Below are 17,495 nucleotides of genomic sequence, written 5' to 3'. Positions count from 1 at the left end.
GCAGCGCCAGCGACATGAACGGCTCGGGGCGTCGTCGGCGCCGGCCACTGGCGGGAAGTCCAGGCGGTCGAAGCGTCCCAGGTGGGCCGTGCACAGCACGGTGGATCTGGGTTGGCGGGATTGCCGCTGTCGCGGTCGGCGGGGTGCGCGGAGCCCGGCATCGGGCGAATGCGGCGGCTGATCTGGCGGCGTTGGCGGGGGCAGCGCAGGTGGCAGCGGGTGACGGAGGCGCGTGCGGGAGGGCAGAGAGTGTTGCGGTCGGGTCCGGGGCGCGGCTGGTGCGCTGTCAGGTGGAAGGAGACGTCGTGGAGGTCTCGGTGACGGTGGACGTGATCGTGCCTATGGGGATCGGCGCGTTGAAGGGGGTGTCTCGGGCACGGGCTGGCCCTGTGGGTGGAAACGGCGTAGCCTGGCGCGATACGGCTCGTTGCACTGAGTGTCAATAGGGCGGGGAGGGGGTCAGAGGATGAAACATCTGGCTCTTTGTCCTCTCTCTGCGACCTTTGCTACCCGGTGGTACGTTACTGTGCCGTAAGCACGTAGTTATCATTCGGCGCGATGACGTCCCGCAGGTCCTCGGCGGGACGGGATGAGCAGGACGTTGTCGAAGGGATTGAGGCCGTGACCATCACTCGCAGGATCGGTGCGGTCGCACTAGCGGCGCCACTTGCGATGGGTGTCCCGGTACTCGCAGCTGTCCCCGCGCAGGCCGCCTCGACGGGCGTCACCGCCCCGGCGAACGGCACGGTCGTCACGAGCGGCTCCCAGCTGACCGCCAGAGCTCGCTTCGATCTCGCGCTCACGATGCAGCTGTGGGTCAAGGGCCCCGGGATCGGTGACAGGTTCCTACAGGAGCGGTTCCTCACGGGCAGCCTGTCCGGGACGTTCCCGATCCGCCGAAACGGCAGTTATACGGTCTACCTGAGGGGCAAGCAGACCGGTCGTGTCTACGACGACAGCACCTTCCAGGTGCGCATCGCCCCGGCCGCGCCGACCGGGGTGGCGGCGAGGGTGTCCGGCAGCAAGCTCGTGGTGAAGTGGAACCGCGGTGTCGAGGACGACCTCAGCGGCTACGCGCTCTCGGGTTCCGGTGTCGAGTCCGCGTCAGGCTCGGTCGGCTCGCTCTGTTCGGGGACGAGCTGTTCCACCAGCCTTTCGATCACGAGGTCGAGCGGGCCGGTGTCCGTGGGCGTCCGGGCACAGCGCCCTTCTGGATCGGGTGGGTCGCTGTCTTCGGGCACGGTCACCGCGAGCGCCACGGTCGCCGGTTCCGCCGCGCTGCCCGGGGGCGCCGCGCCGTCCCTCCCTTCGGGGAGCGGAGTGCCTGGGACCGGAAACCCGCTGACGCCGTTCAACAACGAGTCGCCGGTCACGCTCCCGTCCGTCCAGCCGGATGGGGCGACACCCGGCTTCGCCTACCCTGCGCCGCAGATCGCCGCCGATTCGCCGACGGCTCAGAACGTTGCGGCGACCGACCGGCTCCAGTGGGGCAAGAGCGTGGGCATCGCGCTGGTCCTGCTGATCGCCGCCGCGCATCTCGGGACCTGGACGCGCCGCTTGCGCGTTGCCCAGGCCGGGATGAGCAAGAACGGCATGGCGGCCCGCATCGCGCGCAGCGGAACCGGCCGGAAGCGGGTCAGCCAGGCCCGCCGGCACATCGCCCGCGCCGAGGCTCGCGCCAAGACGGCCCCGGTCATGTCCGTTGCCGAGAAGGCCAAGGAGGGGGCGGAGGAGAGCGTCCCGGCCGCTGGTGATGCGAAGGCCGTCGATCCATCGCCGAGCGTGGCGAAGGCCACGCGCCGTCCCGCATCGCTCGGCAAACGTTCCAGCGGCGTGAACGTCCGCATCGCGCGGTCCCCCTCCATCACCAGGCCCAAGCACGGCCGCCGCCGCAAGTAACCGCCCCCAGGTTGCACACACAGTGCAGAGCGGCCAACTCCGCCGGTAAAACCGGAGGCGCGGGTGCCGGGCGTCGGCAGGATCGGCCGCTTCATGGGTTGTGGCGCGCGCCAGCGGTATCAACGGAGCTTGGCCGGGGCTGAGTTTGGTGGCTTGGCTTCTGGGCTGGGGGATGTGCTGGTGATCAAGTTGGGCTGGCGGGTGGTTTGGGGCAGGGTCTAGGCTGCCTTGCCAGTCGGACCCGCCCGGGTCGTCCGGCTATGCGTGCCTGTCGTCCGAGACTTCGGTCTTGTCCCGTTCGGGGAAGGGGCCCGATGGAGAGGAGACCCTCCGCATGATCTTCTTGGGGCTGATCGTGATACTCGCCGCGGTCGCGGTGAGCGTCGCGGCGGTGCTGGACAACACAGGCGACGCCCAGATGACCGTGTTCGGGGACGAGGTGCCGGGGATCACCGACCAGTGGCACGTGTTCATGGCCGGCGCCGTCGTGGCGATCGTGTTCATGGTGGGCGTCATGATCGTGACGCTGGGCCTCAAGCGTGCGCTCAGCATGCGGCGGGAGCTGCGGGACCTGCGGGACGAGCACGAGGAGTCCCTGCAGACTCTGGAGCTGGAGCGGCGGAAGCTGCAGCAGGCGCTGGCCCAGGCGCGGCGCGGGATGGACGATCAGCAGCCGGTTCCGGCGCAGCGGGTCGCTCCGAACTAAGAGGTCGTGTACTGCTCCGCGTAGGCCGCGGTCGGGGCGATGGGCGTGATGACGTCGATGAGGACCCCGTTGGGGTCGGCGATGATGAAGTGACGCTGCCCGAAGTCCTCGCTGCGTAGCCGGAGTTCGGGCTGCAGGCCGCCCTGGACGACGAGCCGTTCCCATTCGGCGTCCACGTCCTCGACTTCGAAGTTCAGGAGGAGCCCCTGGACGGGGGTGCGGTAGGCGTCCGGCAGCGTTGGATGGGTGTAGTCGAGCAGGGCTAGTTCGTAGGGGGACGTTCCGGGGCGGCGCAGGCTCACGTACCAGTCGGCTTCGAAGGTGGTGTCGAAGCCCAGCAGTTCGGTGTAGAAGCGGTGGGATTCCTGGAGACGGGGCGTGCAGATCACCGGGTAGAAGCTGGTCAGTTGCATGGGTGCTCCCTTCAGATACCGTTGGTATGTGAACCAGGCTAACCTTACATACCGGTGGTATGTCAAGGAGGAAGCGTGAACGTCAGGGTTCGGCAGCGGGAGCAGACGCGGGCGGCGCTGCTGCGCGAGAGCAGGCGGTTGTTCGCCACGCGGGGGTACGGCGAGGTGTCTCTCTCGGAGATCGTCGGTGCGGCCGGGGTCACCAAAGGCGCGCTCTACCACCTGTTCCAGAGCAAGGCCGAACTGTTCCGGGCCGTCCTGGAGCAGGTTCAGGAAGAGGTGTCCCGGACGGTGGCGCAGACCGCCGACGCCGAGGACGACGTCTGGGCGCGGTTCACGGCGGGCTGCCGGGCGTTCCTCACCGCCAGCACGGCCCCGGACGTCCAGCGGATCATGCTCGTGGACGGTCCGGCGTTGCTGGGCTGGCACGAGTGGCGGGCGATGGACGAGTCCGGCTCGGCCGGCCACCTCGCCGACGTGATCGGCGAGTTGATCGCGGAGGGGATCATCGCTCCCCAGCCGGTCGCTCCGTTGACCCATCTGCTGTCCGGCGCGATGAACGAGGCGGCGCTGTGGCTGGCCGCGTCCGCTGATCCCGAAGCCGGTCTGGACGAGGTGTGGGCGCCCCTGGCAACCATGCTCGACGCCCTACGCGTCTAGGGGGCCTCGGTTAGGAGGATGTCCAGGAGGACCAGGGCGCCTTGCTTGTCCAAGGGCTCGTTGCCGTTGCCGCATTTCGGGGACTGGATGCAGGACGGGCAGCCGGTGTCGCACTCGCAGGACGCGATCGCGTCGCGGGTCGCGCGGAGCCAGGTGGGGGCGTCGGCGTAGCCGCGTTCGGCGAAGCCCGCGCCGCCCTCGTGGCCGTCGTACACGAACACGGTGAGGAGGCCCGTGTCCGGGTGGACGGCCGTGGACACGCCTCCGATGTCCCAGCGGTCGCACGTGGCGAAGAGGGGGAGCAGGCCGATGGCGGCGTGTTCGGCGGCGTGGGCGGAGCCGGTGAGGTCGAGGTCGACGTCGTCCAGGCGGGCGATCTGGGCTTCGGAGAGCGTCCACCAGACGGCGCGGGTGCGGAGGGTGCGAGGTGGGAGGTCCAGGGGTTTCTCGCCGAGCATCTCGCCTGTTTGCAGGCGGCGCATCTGGTAGGCGACGACCTGGCGGGTCACTTCGACCGTGCCGAAGCAGAGGGTGGCCTCGCCCCAGGAGCGGGAGCGGAGCCGTTCGACGATGGTGATGTCGGTGACGTCGCGGGCCGTGGTCGAGTAGTCGGGGTCGGCGGGTTCGACAAGGGTCACGGAGTCGTCCAGGTCGAGGGTCTGGACGATGAACGATTCGCCTTGGTGGATGTAGACGGCGCCGTCGTGGACGGTGGTGTGCGAGGACGCCTCGTCGACCGTGCCGAGCAGGCGGCCGGTGCCCGATTCGACCACCTGGATGGGTTCGCCGCCTGCGCCTCGGATATCGGCGAGGGCGGCGGCCTTGTCGCGGCGCGTCCAGTACCAGCCGGCGGGGCGGCGGCGGAGGAAGCCGCGGCGGACCAGGTCGGGGAGGAGGTCGGCGGTGGACGGGCCGAAGAGCGGGATGTCGTCCTCGGTGAGGGGCATTTCCGCCGCCGCGGCGCAGAGGTGCGGTTCTAGGACGTAGGGGTTGTCCGGGTCGAGGACGGTGGCTTCGACGGGTGTGCCGAAGATCGCCTCTGGGTGGTGGACGAGGAAGGTGTCGAGGGGGTCGTCCCGGGCCACCAGGACGGAAAGGGACGCTTGACCGGAACGTCCGGCGCGTCCGGCCTGCTGCCAGAGGGACGCGCGGGTGCCGGGCCAGCCGCAGACGAGGACGGCGTCGAGTCCGGAGACGTCCACACCGAGTTCTAGGGCGTTCGTGCTCGCCAGGCCGATGAGCGAACGGGAGCGCAAAGAGGCTTCGAGAGCGCGTCGTTCCTCGGGGAGATAGCCGGCGCGGTAGGCGGCGACCTGGTCGGCAAGGGCGGGAGCAACCTCGTGTAGCGCGCGCTTGGCGCTGAGTGCTACCGACTCTGCCCCGCGCCTAGAGCGGACGAACGCGAGCGTCTGAACCCCTTCTACGACCAGGTCGGCCAGAAGGTCACCCGCTTCGGCGGTGGCTGTACGGCGGATGGGGGCGCCGTGCTCGCCGCGCAGTTCTGTTAGGGGCGGCTCCCAGAGCGCGAACGTCGCCGGGCCGCGTGGGGAGGCGTCGTCGTCTACGGCGACGACGTCCAGGCCGGTGAGGCGGGAGGCGGTCGTCTCGGGCTCGGACGTGGTGGCGGACGCGAGGATGAACGTCGGGTCGGCGTGGTAGCGGGCGCAGAGCCGACGCAACCGGCGCAGGACCTGCGCGACGTGCGACCCGAAGACCCCTCGGTATCCGTGCGCCTCGTCGATCACGATGTAGCGGAGCCGGCGCAGGAACGATGACCAGCGGGAATGGCTCGGCAGGATCGACCGGTGCAACATATCCGGATTTGTCAGGACGTAATTCGCGTGCTGCCGGATCCAGGTGCGTTCGTCCTGCGGCGTGTCACCGTCGTATGTCGCCGCCCGCACCCGCGTGAGGTGCAGCGAGCGGAGCGCCCGGAGCTGATCGGCCGCCAGCGCCTTCGTCGGCGACAGGTAGAGGATGGTCCCCTCGTGCCGAGGGTTCTCCTCCTTATAGATGGCCTCGACGGAAGGCAGCAGGTAGGCCAGCGATTTTCCGGACGCGGTCCCTGTGGCGATGATCACAGAGCGTCCCGCCCGGGCGTGTTCGGCCGCGGCGGCCTGGTGTTCCCACGGGGCCTCGATGCCGGCCGCGGCCAGCCGTTCGACCAGCAGCGGTGGCGACCAGGCAGGCCATCCGGCACGACGGCCCTGACGTGCGGGAACGTTCTCCACATGGGTGATGCGTTCGCGTCGCGTGGGATCGGCGAGAAGCCGGTCGAGCGGGGGTGAGGATCTTTGGACGCCCATCAGGTTTTCAGTTTGCCAGCCGGGGCAAAACTACGGGAACGCCCCGGCGCCGGTGGGCCCGTCCCCCCTGCCCTGGCCATTAGATCAGCAGGTCAAACGGGACGGCGCGAACTTTCGTCCGTGTGGGCGATAACGTGCGTGCACGACGCCGGAGCGTGGTTGAATCACGGCGAAGTCTCGACGCACGGCCACCTCCCGGGGGCTGGGAAAATCGAGATCGGATAGTGCTGCACGGCGCGCTGGAGGATCTGTGGACCTGAAGGTGAACGACTACACCACCGACGATGGCCTCACCGTCATCAACGTGGAGGGCGAGATCGACGTCTACACGGCGCCGAAGCTTCGCGAGAAGCTCATCGACCTGGTCAACAAGGGGAAGTTCCACCTGCTCGTGGACATGGAGAAGGTGGAGTTCCTCGACTCCACCGGGCTCGGCGTCCTCGTCGGCGGGCTCAAGCGGGTGCGCGCCCACGACGGGTCGCTGGAACTGGTGTGCACCCAGGAGCGCATCCTCAAGATCTTCCGGATCACGGGGCTGACCAAGGTCTTCGGCATCCACGACTCGATCGCCGATGCCGAGGAGAAGCGCAAGGGCGCCAAGTAGGCGGCCTGAATCTGAGATGGCGACCGTTGAACTGTCCTTCAGTGCGCTGCCCGTCCACGTCCGCACCGCCCGGCTGATCGTGACGGCCGTGGCCCGCCGCAGCGGCGTCGCTGAAGCGCTGCTGGACGAGGTCAGGCTCGCGGTCGGCGAGGCGTGCTCGCGGGCCGTGGAGGCGCACCGCCGGCACTGCCCGGACGAGCCCGTCCGCCTTGAGCTGAGCGGCGCCGACCGCCGCTTCGAGGTGACCGTGAGCGACACCGTCCCCGGTGATGACGCGACGGGCGGCCTCCCGACGCACCCGGACGCGGCCGACTTCGAGTTCGGCCTGGGGGAGGGCACCGCCGAGCTGGGACTGGCCGTCATCGCCGGCCTCGCCGACGACGTGGAGATCGCCGCGACGCCCAAGGGGGTCCAGATACGGATGAGCTGGCCGGCCGAAGCCGAGGCGACCATCTGACGCGCCCGCCGCCCGCAAACGACCGAAGGCCTCGCCCACCCGGGCGAGGCCTTCGCCGTCCAGCCCCCGCCAGCACACCGTCGCGGTCCCGCTCCGGCCAGGTCTTCACCCGTCCGGCCCCGGCGTGCTTTGCCGTCCTGTCCCGCTCCGCCCGGCGTGCTTTGCCGTACAGCTCCCGGCGGGCTTCGCCGTCCGGCCTCGGCGCGACCTCGCTGCCCACCATCCTCGCCTCGGCGGGGCTTCGCCGGTCTGCTCCTGGCGGGCGTTCTCGTCCTGCCTCCGGTGGCCTTTGGCGTCCTGTGCTGCTGGGCTGGTGGGGTCAGTGAGGTGGGTGTTGTGAGAATCCCGGGAAGCCGATCTAGCTTCTCCCGATTTGGGTCTGGACATATTCCGTGTTAATGCCTAGCTTGAATAGGGCATCGGCGGGGTCGCCGATGCGTCCGCAGTGGTGCGCGCATGTCGATGTGGCCGCAGGGTAATAGTGGGCTAACCCCTGTTGACCTGCGGAGATGCCCCGTGCGGCGGCTTATCCGGCAAATTCCGGCGTATCGTCTGTTGCAATTCGGCGACATCCTCTTGAAGGGCCGTGCGGCCTTAACATTCGAGTGCCGCGTGCGTAGACTCCCGGGACCCGCGCTGCCGTGCGAGGCGTTCGAAATCATGACTCGCGGGGTAACGCGGTAAAGATCGTCTTTGACCGGACGGTCCAGATCGCAACACCCCTGTCGAGGAGGATGGATGTCTGCTGGGCTTTCCCTGTCAAGCCCGGCCAGCGCAGAAGTGGATCTCGGCGGCGGCGACCTCTCACTGGTCGTCGTCGTCGCTGTGATCGCACTGTTGGCACTGGCCGTCGCCGCGGGTCTCGTGCGCGATGTTCTGGCCGCGGGCCAGGGCACCGACAAGATGCAAGAGATCGCGCGGGCCGTTCAGGTGGGCGCGGGTGCCTATCTGAAACGCCAGTTCCGAACGGTCGCGGTTTTCGTCGTCCTGATCCCGCTCGTCCTGCTGCTGCTCCCCGCCGATTCGACCGGTGAGCGGATCGGACGCTCGGTCTTCTTCGTCATCGGCGCGCTGTTCTCCGCCGTCACCGGCTTCACCGGCATGTGGCTGGCGGTCCGCGGGAACGTCCGCGTCGCCGCCGCCGCCCGGGAGAAGGACGGCGAGAAGAAGGCGATGCGGATCGCGTTCCGCACCGGCGGCGTCGCCGGCATGTTCACCGTCGGCCTCGGGTTGTTCGGCGCGGCCGTCGTCGTCCTCGCCTACCAGGGCGAAGCGCCGAAGGTGCTGGAGGGCTTCGGCTTCGGTGCCGCGCTGCTCGCCATGTTCATGCGAGTCGGCGGCGGCATCTTCACCAAGGCCGCCGACGTCGGCGCCGACCTGGTCGGCAAGGTCGAGCAGGGCATCCCGGAGGACGACCCGCGCAACGCGGCGACCATCGCCGACAACGTGGGCGACAACGTCGGCGACTGCGCCGGCATGGCCGCCGACCTGTTCGAGTCGTATGCCGTGATGCTCGTCGCGGCGCTGATCCTCGGCACCGCGGCGTTCGGTACCGAGGGCCTGGTGTTCCCGCTGATCGTCCCGATGATCGGCGTCATCACCGCGGTGATCGGGATCTTCGCCGTGGCGCCCCGCGACGGCGACCGTTCCGGCATGACCGCGATCAACCGGGGCTTCTTCATCTCGGCGGCGATCTCGGCGATCCTCGTCGCGATCGCCGCGTTCGCGTACCTGCCGTCGTCGTTCGCCGACCTGTCCGGCGTCACCGACCCCGAGATCAGGGGCCTGGACGCCGATCCGCGCATCGTGGCGCTCGGCGCCGTCATCATCGGCATCGTGCTGGCGAGCGCGATCCAGCTGCTCACCGGGTACTTCACCGAGACGAACCGCAAGCCCGTCCAGGAGGTCACCAACAGCGCCCGGACGGGCCCCGCGACCGTCATCCTGTCCGGCATCTCGCTCGGCCTGGAGTCGGCCGTCTACACCGCGCTCGTGATCGGCGGCGCCGTCTACGGGGCGTTCCTGCTCGGCTTCGGCAACACCACCGTCGCGCTGTTCGCGGTGGCGATGGCCGGTACCGGGCTGCTGACCACGGTCGGCGTGATCGTGTCGATGGACACCTTCGGTCCCGTCTCCGACAACGCCCAGGGCATCGCCGAGATGTCCGGGGACGTCCAGGGCGAGGCCGCGTCCATCCTGGAGCGGCTCGACGCCGTCGGCAACACCACCAAGGCGATCACCAAGGGCATCGCGATCGCGACGGCGGTCCTCGCCGCGACCGCGCTGTTCGGATCCTTCCGGACGACGGTGATCTCCGCGCTGAACGACGCGTCCGACGACGCCAAGGACGCGCTCGGCGACTTCAGCGCGTTCAGCCTGTCGATCGACAACCCGAACGTGCTGATCGGGCTGATCATCGGCGCCGCGGTCGTGTTCATGTTCTCCGGTCTGGCGATCTCGGCGGTCGGCCGCGCGGCCGGACGGGTCGTGATCGAGGTGCGCGAGCAGTTCCGCACCAAGCCCGGGATCATGGACTACACCGAGAAGCCCGACTACGACCGGGTCGTGGACATCTGCACCCGGGACGCGCAGCGCGAGCTCGCCACCCCCGGCCTGCTGGCGATCATGACCCCGATCGCGGTCGGCTTCGCGCTCGGCTACGCACCGCTCGGCGCGTACCTGGGCGGCGCGATCGCGGCCGGCGTCCTGATGGCGGTGTTCCTCGCCAACTCCGGCGGCGCCTGGGACAACGCAAAGAAGCTCGTCGAGGAGGGCCACCTCGGCGGCAAGGGCAGCGACGCGCACGAGGCCACCATCATCGGCGACACGGTCGGCGACCCGTTCAAGGACACCGCGGGCCCCGCCATCAACCCGCTGATCAAGGTGATGAACCTGGTCGCGCTGCTGATCGCGCCCGCGGTCGTGACGTACGCGGGCAACACCGTCCTGCGCGTCGTGGTGACCGCCCTGTCCGTCGCCGTCGTGGTGGCGGCCATCCTGGTCTCCAAGCGGCGCGCGGACCCGATCGCCGAGCCCGCCATCGCGGGTGGCGCCCCGGCGCCGTCCGCGACGGAGAGCGGCGAGGCCAAGGGCGGCGCCGTCGAGGAGGGCGCTCCGGAGGAGGCGGCGGTCGGCGCCGACGCCAACGGCACCCCGGCCGAGTCGGGCAGCGAGGAATCGTCCGCCAATAAGGCCTGACCCGTCCAACCAGAGGGGCCGGTGGCAGCACGCCACCGGCCCCTTTTGGTTTGGCTAGGGGGCGACGAGGGCGGCCAGACCCCAGAGGGCGAGGATGATGCCGAGCATCACGCCGAGCATGAGCGCGAAGCCCTTGGGCCCCGACATCGTCGACTTGCCGCCGCCGCTCGCCACAGCGCCTCCCGCTTTCCCATGCTTTCGATCCGTGGACGCGTTTGCGCGTCAGCTACAGCGTATGGCCGCCCCCGCACAGCCATGACAACGCACCGGCGTTGAGCGGTATCCGATTGAGCGGCGACAGCAACGAGCGGTACCCCGATGAGCGGCAACGAGCGGTATTCCGATGAGCGGTGACAGCAACCACCGCCGCAGCCACGCAACAACCCAAGCCATCGCGCTGGGGGGTGGTGGGGCGTAGCCATGGGGGTGAAACAAGCGTTCGAAGGCAGGTTCGAGCGAAGCGAGAACCTGATCGCGCAGCGAGCCGCCAGGCGAGTCGGAGCGATGCCAGCGATCGCCCGTATTTCTCGACGATGGAGGGCCCCAGGGCCCGAAGGAGGAGAGAAATACAATCAGATAATGCCGACGCTCATCGTTCTCCGTCACGCCAAGGCCGTCGCCGGGCTGGGGATTCCCGACATCGACCGCACCCTCAACGACCGGGGGCGGCGCGACGCCGCGACGACCGGGGAGTGGTTGCGGGCGAACGATCTGGTCCCCGATCTGGTGCTGTGCTCGACGGCGGCGCGGACGCGGGAGACGCTGGCGCTGCTGGACGTCGACGCCGAGGTGAGCTTCGAGTCCGGGATCTACGACAACGACCCCGACGAGCTTCTCGATCTCGCCGTCCGGTCATCGGACGACGCCGGACGCGTGCTGCTCGTCGGGCACAACCCGTCCGTGCACCAGCTCGTCCATGATCTGGCCGGGGAGGCGCCGGACGCCTTCCCGACCTGCGCGCTCGCGGTGATCGACCTGCCCGGCGCGTGGGCGGACGTCCGCCCCGGCCTCGGAACGCTCCGCACCGCCCGCACCCCGAAGGACTGAACCCCGCGGCGCGACGCGAAGACGCGTAGCGGTGAGGCGCGGCGCGGGCGCGGTGCGGTCAGGTGCGTGGCTGGGCGGCGGCGAGGGAGGACTCGATGACCGTTCCCGTGTCCCGGCGGAGCGCTCGGATCGTGTAGCGGATCCCGGAGACCTGGAAGAGGGCGTTCTGGACGGGGGTGAACCCGTCCCCTACGGCGCCCGACTTGATCTCGGCGCGGCGGCGGCGGGTGAGCGTGGACAGGTGGGTGTCGAGGTCGGCGAGCTCCTCGCTGAGCTCCTCGGCGGGCAGGGCGCCCTTCGGGTCGAGGTTCTCCGGGTCCTCCAGCTGCTCGGCGGCCTCCTCCAGCTCGTCGGCGAGGCGGTCGAGGATCTCGGGGATCGGGCCGGTGTCCACGGCCTCCTCGCGGGACAGCCGCGCGACGGCGATGAGGTGGTCGCGGGTGCGGTGCGCGGCGTCCACGGCGGTGCCGAGCTCGTCGATCAGCTCGGTGTCGGGGAGCCGTTCGTGGCCGAGCCGGGTCCGCGTCCGGTCGACGGCCTCCGCCGACCGTCCGGCCGCGGCGACGGTCTCGTCCGGGAGCCGGACGATCTCGCCGGCGAGGACGTCCGCCGTCGTCCGGACGAGGCGGGCGAGGGCGCCGAGCTGCCGCCCGAGCTGGACGGGCAGCCGCTCGAGGTGCCCGGCGGGCCACAGCAGCCGGATGGCGAGATACGTCATGAGCGTCCCGGCGAAGGTCAGCACGATCCGTTCGCCCGCGGTGAGCCAGCCGGCGGGGGTTGAGTAGTCCAGCAGCATCATGGCCAGCGGCGTCCCGAACAGCGCCCAGTAGGTGTAGTTCACCGCGCGCATCGCGAACCCGGCCAGCGCGAACCCGAAGATGATCACCGCGATGGCGGGCTCGTCGGGCGCGAGCGTCAGGATGACGGCCGCGATCACGGACCCGGCCGCGGTGCCGCCGACGCGCTGGAAGACGTGCTCGACCGTCTCGCCGTAGGTGGCCCGCAGGCTCAGCATCGCGGTGATCGTCAGCCAGTGCCCGTGCGACAGGCCCAGCGCGGCCGTCAGCGCCATCGACGCGACGGCCGTCACGAACACGCGCGCCACCTGCCGGAACATCGGCGACCGGGTGCGGACGGCGCGGCGCACGCGGGCCCACACCGGCAGCGGGTCGAGCGTCTCCGGCATCCTGGGCGCGCCGAACCCGAACCGCAGCCCGCCCGCGACGACCCGGCGGGTGGAGGCGACCTCGCCCGCGATGCGCTCGATCGACCGGCGCACCTGCCCGATCAGCGAGACGGCGATGAGGTCCTCGTCCCCGGCGAGCCCGGCGCGCCTGATGTGCTCGGCGGTCCGCCCCATCCGCCGGACGGCCGCGGACTCCTCCCGGCCGAGCGGTGCCTCGCCCGCGCTGGCGACGCCGCCGGACAGCAGCCGCAGCCGCGCCGCGAGCGCCGAGATCGCCGTCTGCGTCTCCAGCTCCCACTCGCGGTCCGGCGGATAGTTCTTGGCGGCCTCCAGGACGGCCTGGAGCGTCACCGTCTCGTGCAGGACGCGTCCGAGCGCGTCGATCAGCCGCTCGGGCCGGGTGGGGTCGCCGCTCCCGCGTCCGCCCCGGTACAGCCCGTAGGTGGTGCGCGCGGCCGACAGCGCGTCGGACGCCGCCCGCCGCTTGACCTCCCAGTCGGGGATGCGGATGACGTCGAGCAGGTCGGGGTTGGTGAGGTCGACCTCGTCGAGGGGGCTGCTGTCGGGGGTCGCGACGTCCTGCGCGACCGCGTCCAGCGCCTCCGCGACCGCGTCGGCGGCCTCGCTCAGCGCCGCCCGCAGCGGACGCAGCCGCCGCGCGGGCCACGGCGCCAGCAGCAGCCCGGCGGTGAGCGACCCGCCGATCAGCTCCAGGATCCCGATCATGACGACGTCGGCGGACGGCGGCCGGACCGCGCTGAGCAGCACCGCCAGCCCCGCCGTCGGCCCGATCCGCGGGACGGCGACGCCGAGCGCGATCAGCGGTGGCACGACGGCCACGGCCAGCCAGGTGTGCCCGGCCAGCAGCCCGCCGACCGTGGACCCGAGCGTCACCACCAGCACCCCGACCGCGAGGTCCCGCGCCCGCGCCCCGTACGGCCCCTCCGGAGTGCGAAGCGCGACCAGGTACGCGCCCAGCGCGATCATCGCCCCCCGCGCGCCGTGCCCGGTCAGCGTCCCGAGGAACAGCGGCACGGCTATTGCGAGCGCCGCCGCCACCCCGTACATGGGCGCCGCAGACCCCTCGACCTGGGCGTAGGCCCCCCGAGCCCGCCTGAACATGATCGGTGTCTACCCAGCCTGGACGAGTCACGTCACGGCGGCCTTGGAGCGACGCTGACGCTCAGCCAGGGTTATGGGGTCGTGCGGGGTGCCTCAGTTGTGGCGTGAGGATCGACCGGCTCGTGACGGGGCTTCCCGTGGGGCGCCCCTCGGACGTCAAGCGCGTCGGCGGCTTCCACTTCCTCGTGGGAGATGCCCAGGAGGAAGAGGATCGTGTCCAGGTACGGGACGTTGACGGCGGTGTCGGCGGCCTCCCGGACGACCGGCTTGGCGTTGTAGGCGATGCCGAGCCCGGCGGCCTGGAGCATGTCGAGGTCGTTGGCGCCGTCCCCGATGGCGACGGTCTGGCTGATGGGGATGCCGGCCTCGCGGGCGAAGCGTTCGAGCGCGGTGGCCTTGCCCGCACGGTCGATCACCGGGCCGTCGATCCGGCCGGTGATCTTGCCGTTCTCGATCTCCAGGGTGTTGGCGGCGGAGTAGTCGATGCCGAGATCGTCGACGAGCGCGTCGGTGACCTGGGTGAAGCCGCCGCTGACGATGGCGAACTTGTAGTCGAGGCGCTTCAGCGTCCGGACCATGGTGCGGGCTCCGGCGGCGAGCCGGACCTTGTCGCGGACGTCCTCCAGAGCGGAGGCGTCCAGCCCGGCGAGGAGCGCGACCCGTTCGCGGAGGGAGCCCTCGAAGTCGAGCTCGCCGCGCATGGCGGCCTCGGTGACCTTGGCGACCTCGTCCAGGCACCCGGCGTGCTCGGCGAGCAGCTCGATGACCTCGCCCTGGATGAGGGTGGAGTCGACGTCCATGACGATGAGGCGCTTGGCGCGGCGGTGCAGGCCGCTCTGCTGGACGGCGACGTCCACCTGCTGCTGCACCGCCTCGGCGGTGAGGCCCGCGCGGAGGGCGTCGGGGTCGGCTCCGGACACGTCCATCTCGATGCAGGTGACGGGCGTGTGCGCGAGCCGCTCGATGCGGTCGATGTTGGCGCCGTGGGCGGAGATCCGGCCTGAGATCCCGGCCATCGCGGCGGGCTTCAGCGGGGCGCCGAGGACGGTGACGTGCAGCCGACCGCTGCGCTTCGGCGTCCGCTTGTTGCGGCCGGTGGACAGCTCGATCTCCATGTCGAGGTCGTTCGCGACGCGTTCGGCGGCGTTCCACACGCGGCCGATGTCGGCGCCCTCGGTGTAGGCGAGCAGCACGCCGAGGACCAGCCTCCCCCTGATCACGACCTGCTCCACGTCCGCGACGGTGAGCGGGAACTCGGCGAGGGTGGTGAAGAGGCGCGACGTCACGCCGGGGCGGTCGCGTCCGGTGAGCGTGATGAGCAGTGTGCGCTGCGCTGACCCGTCCATAACTGTTCACAACGGTACCGGCCGAGAAAACCGCCCCGTGCGCCCGACCCCACCCGTAGGGCAGTGGCGGAACCCCAGCGTCCGGGTTCCCAGCGTCAGGGTTCCCAGCGTCAGGGGGCCCAGGATCAGGGGGCCCAGGATCAGGGGCCCCAGGGTCAGGGGGCTAGCGTCCGGGTCTCCGGCGTCCGGGTTCCTAGCGTCCGGGTTCCCAGCGTCCGGGCGCAACCATGGCCCTCACGGGAGGATGAGGTTCGCGTCGCCGAACTCGTGCCAGAGGTAGCGCTCGGCCAGCGCGGCCTCGTAGGTGGCGGTGAGCAGCTCGCTTCCGGCGATGGCGGTGAGCATCATCAGGTGGGACGACTTGGGCTCGTGCAGGCCGGTGATGAGGCCGTCCACGGCGCGGACGCCGCGTTCGGGCGTCACGATGTGCTCGGTCCACCCCTCGGACGGCTGGACGCGTCCAGCGGCGTCCACGGCCGTCTCCAGCGCGCGGACGGCGGTCGTCCCGACGGCGATCACCCGGCCGCCGCGCGCGCGGACGTGCTCGACCAGCGCGGCCGTCGGTTCGGGGACCTCGTACCGTTCGGCGTACGGCGGCTCGTGCGCCTCGGGTGACGCGACCCCGGTGTGCAGCGTGATCGGCGCCATCAGGACGCCGCGCGAGACCAGCCGCGTCACCAGCTCGGGCGTGAACGGGCGGGCCGCGCTGGGCATCTCAGCGCTGCCCGTCGATCGATCGCCCGCGAAAACCGTCTGGTAGGCGGCGGCCGGCCAGTCGCGGCGGACGTACCCGTACCGGATCGGCACCCCGTAGCGCCGCAGGTAGGGGACGACATCGGTGCTCAGCCGCGCCTGCCAGAGCCGGTCCGTGTGCCGTCCGACAAGGGTCAGGTTGGCGCCGCCGGGGAGCGGGATCCACTCACCGGGGGTGCCGCCCGAATAGGGGTGGCTGGACTTCCCGGTGAGGCGGCGAAGTTCGATTATCCACAGGCGCTCATCTCCCCCCGGCACCGGCGTCGAGAAGTGGACACTGATCCTGTCGAGCCGGACCGCGGCCGGCAGCGTGGCCGACGTGTTGACGACTAGCAGGTCACCGGGGGTGAGCAGTGCGGGCAGTTCGCGGAACTCGTGATGGGAGACCTCACCGGCGGCGCGGCGCGAGACGAGGAGCCTTACGCCGTCGCGGGCCCGGCCGCGGGCTTCCGGCGGCTCGTGCGCCTCCAGGGCGCTGGGAAGGGTGAATTCGACGGTCATTTCCTGGCCTCCAACCGGAGAGCGGCGATCACGCCGAACGCGGCGATCGCGGCGAACAGCGCTCCGGCGACGGCGAGGCCCGTGCCGAGCCTGTCCGCGCCGAAGCCGGCGACCAGCGCGCCCGCGACCCCGACCACGAGGGAGGAGCCGAGGGTGTCGCTGATCTGCAGCGAGGACGAGTTGACGCCCTGCTCGTCCTCGGGTGACAGGTCGAGGAGCAGGACGGAGAGGCTGCCGATGGCGAAGCCCATCCCGGCGCCGCCGATGATCCACGCGGGCACGGCCAGCCAGCCGGAGACCTGCAGGGCCACGGCGACGGCGACGATCCCGGCGGTGGTGAGCACGGCGCCGAGCAGCGCGTAGAACTCGCGCGACCGCTTCGACCTGCCCTGGATCTGCGACGCCGCCGACCAGCCGAGCGCCCCGACCGTCAGGACGACACCCGCCTGCGTCGCGCTGAAGCCGTGCAGCCGGGTCAGCGCGAGCGGGATGAACACGTCGGTGCCGAAGAACGCGCCGGCCAGCAGCCCCCGGACGAGCACGACGCTCGGCAGCCCGCGGCGGAGCCGAAGCGTCCCGGCGGGCAGCAGCCGCGGCAGCCCGAACGCGAGCCCTGCGAGCCCGGCGGCGGCGGTGAGCGCCATCGTCCAGCCGGGCCTGTCCAGCCCGTACAGCAGGGCGCCCGCCCCGGCCGCCACGGCGACGGCGGCCACGTACCGGCCCTTGCCGGTCGGCGGTGCGGCCTCCACCGTCTTGATGCCGCGCAGCGCGGGCACCAGCAGCAACGTCGGAGGGATCACCAGCGGAACCAGCCCGAGGAACACCCACCGCCAGTTCACATGCTCGGCGATGAGCCCGCCGACCGCCGGGCCGATCAGCGAGGGGAGGACCCATGCCGCCGCCAGCGCCGCGAACACCCGAGAGCGCAGCTCCTCCGGATAGACGCGCGCGATCACGACGTACATCGCGACCAGCGAGACCCCGGTCCCGAGGCCCTGCACCGCCCGCCCGGCGACGAACACCCACATGGACGGTGCCGCCCCCGCGATCAGGAGCCCCACGACGAACGTCCCGAGCCCGATCATGAACGGCCGCACGGGCCCGGACCGGTCGACCCACCCGCCCGCCAGCACCGTCGACAGGAGGCTCATGATCAGCGTGGCACTGAACCCCCACGCGTACAGCGCCAGCCCGTCCAGATCACCCGCCACCAGCGGCATCACGGTTCCGACGGCCATGCTCTCGAACGCCAGCAAGGTGACGACCATGACGATCCCGAACGTCGTCCCCCGAAACC

Annotated in this window: 14 protein-coding genes; 8 read left to right on the top strand and 6 right to left on the bottom strand. The window is 70.8% G+C overall.

What is annotated here, in order from left to right:
- Positions 1-14: 14 nt before the first annotated feature.
- From E1264_RS46270 to E1264_RS26275, 3 genes are all read left to right on the top strand, one after another.
- The gene (locus E1264_RS46270) at positions 15-446 is read left to right on the top strand and encodes an Rv3654c family TadE-like protein (protein ID WP_132178071.1); all 432 of its coding nucleotides are present in this window, start codon (positions 15-17) and stop codon (positions 444-446) included.
- 226 nt (positions 447-672) lie between these two features.
- Positions 673-1,899: a hypothetical protein gene (locus E1264_RS26280; protein ID WP_132178069.1), complete on the top strand. Its 1,227-nt coding sequence runs from the start codon at positions 673-675 to the stop codon at positions 1,897-1,899.
- A gap of 334 nt (positions 1,900-2,233) precedes the next feature.
- Positions 2,234-2,605, top strand: coding sequence for a hypothetical protein (locus E1264_RS26275; protein WP_132178067.1), 372 nt, complete (start codon positions 2,234-2,236; stop codon positions 2,603-2,605).
- On the opposite strand, the gene E1264_RS26270 is transcribed toward E1264_RS26275, so the two are convergent.
- Positions 2,602-3,018 (bottom strand): VOC family protein, encoded by a 417-nt coding sequence (locus tag E1264_RS26270; protein ID WP_132178065.1) that lies wholly within the window; start codon positions 3,016-3,018, stop codon positions 2,602-2,604. The genes E1264_RS26275 and E1264_RS26270 overlap by 4 nt on opposite strands.
- A gap of 75 nt (positions 3,019-3,093) precedes the next feature.
- Between E1264_RS26270 and E1264_RS26265 the strand changes: the two genes are divergently transcribed.
- Entirely contained in the window at positions 3,094-3,678 is a 585-nt protein-coding gene (locus E1264_RS26265; protein WP_207936232.1) for a TetR/AcrR family transcriptional regulator, read from the top strand.
- Here E1264_RS26265 and E1264_RS26260 read toward each other — a convergent pair.
- Positions 3,675-5,984, bottom strand: coding sequence for a DEAD/DEAH box helicase (locus tag E1264_RS26260; RefSeq protein WP_132178061.1), 2,310 nt, complete (start codon positions 5,982-5,984; stop codon positions 3,675-3,677). The two genes, E1264_RS26265 and E1264_RS26260, sit on opposite strands and share 4 nt — an antisense overlap.
- 250 nt (positions 5,985-6,234) lie before the next feature.
- On the opposite strand from E1264_RS26260, the gene E1264_RS26255 reads away from it, so the two are divergent.
- The 4 genes from E1264_RS26255 (at position 6,235) to E1264_RS26240 (ending at position 11,290) form a co-directional block, all read left to right on the top strand.
- The gene (locus E1264_RS26255) at positions 6,235-6,588 is read left to right on the top strand and encodes an STAS domain-containing protein (RefSeq protein WP_026402937.1); all 354 of its coding nucleotides are present in this window, start codon (positions 6,235-6,237) and stop codon (positions 6,586-6,588) included.
- A 16-nt stretch (positions 6,589-6,604) separates the two neighbouring features.
- On the top strand, positions 6,605-7,045 hold the full coding sequence (locus tag E1264_RS26250; protein ID WP_132178059.1) for an ATP-binding protein: 441 nt from the start codon (positions 6,605-6,607) through the stop codon (positions 7,043-7,045).
- A gap of 738 nt (positions 7,046-7,783) precedes the next feature.
- Positions 7,784-10,243 (top strand): sodium-translocating pyrophosphatase, encoded by a 2,460-nt coding sequence (locus E1264_RS26245; protein WP_132178057.1) that lies wholly within the window; start codon positions 7,784-7,786, stop codon positions 10,241-10,243.
- 579 nt (positions 10,244-10,822) lie between these two features.
- Positions 10,823-11,290, top strand: coding sequence for a histidine phosphatase family protein (locus E1264_RS26240; protein ID WP_132178055.1), 468 nt, complete (start codon positions 10,823-10,825; stop codon positions 11,288-11,290).
- A gap of 58 nt (positions 11,291-11,348) precedes the next feature.
- On the opposite strand, the gene E1264_RS26235 is transcribed toward E1264_RS26240, so the two are convergent.
- The 4 genes from E1264_RS26235 to E1264_RS26220 all read right to left on the bottom strand — a co-directional run.
- The gene (locus E1264_RS26235; RefSeq protein WP_132178053.1) at positions 11,349-13,598 is read right to left on the bottom strand and encodes an FUSC family protein; all 2,250 of its coding nucleotides are present in this window, start codon (positions 13,596-13,598) and stop codon (positions 11,349-11,351) included.
- A gap of 71 nt (positions 13,599-13,669) precedes the next feature.
- Positions 13,670-14,944: a phosphoserine phosphatase SerB gene (gene serB, locus E1264_RS26230; protein ID WP_132178051.1), complete on the bottom strand. Its 1,275-nt coding sequence runs from the start codon at positions 14,942-14,944 to the stop codon at positions 13,670-13,672.
- Between the two features lie 234 nt (positions 14,945-15,178).
- Positions 15,179-16,198, bottom strand: a complete 1,020-nt coding sequence (locus tag E1264_RS26225; RefSeq protein ID WP_132178049.1) for an S-adenosylmethionine:tRNA ribosyltransferase-isomerase — start codon at positions 16,196-16,198, stop codon at positions 15,179-15,181.
- The coding region (locus tag E1264_RS26220) for an MFS transporter (protein WP_132178047.1) at positions 16,195-17,495 on the bottom strand (1,301 nt) is incomplete at its 5' end. The genes E1264_RS26220 and E1264_RS26225, both read right to left, overlap by 4 nt.

Source organism: Actinomadura sp. KC216, from assembly GCF_004348535.1.
Classification (GTDB): domain Bacteria; phylum Actinomycetota; class Actinomycetes; order Streptosporangiales; family Streptosporangiaceae; genus Spirillospora.
This window is presented reverse-complemented; position numbering and strand designations above follow the sequence as displayed.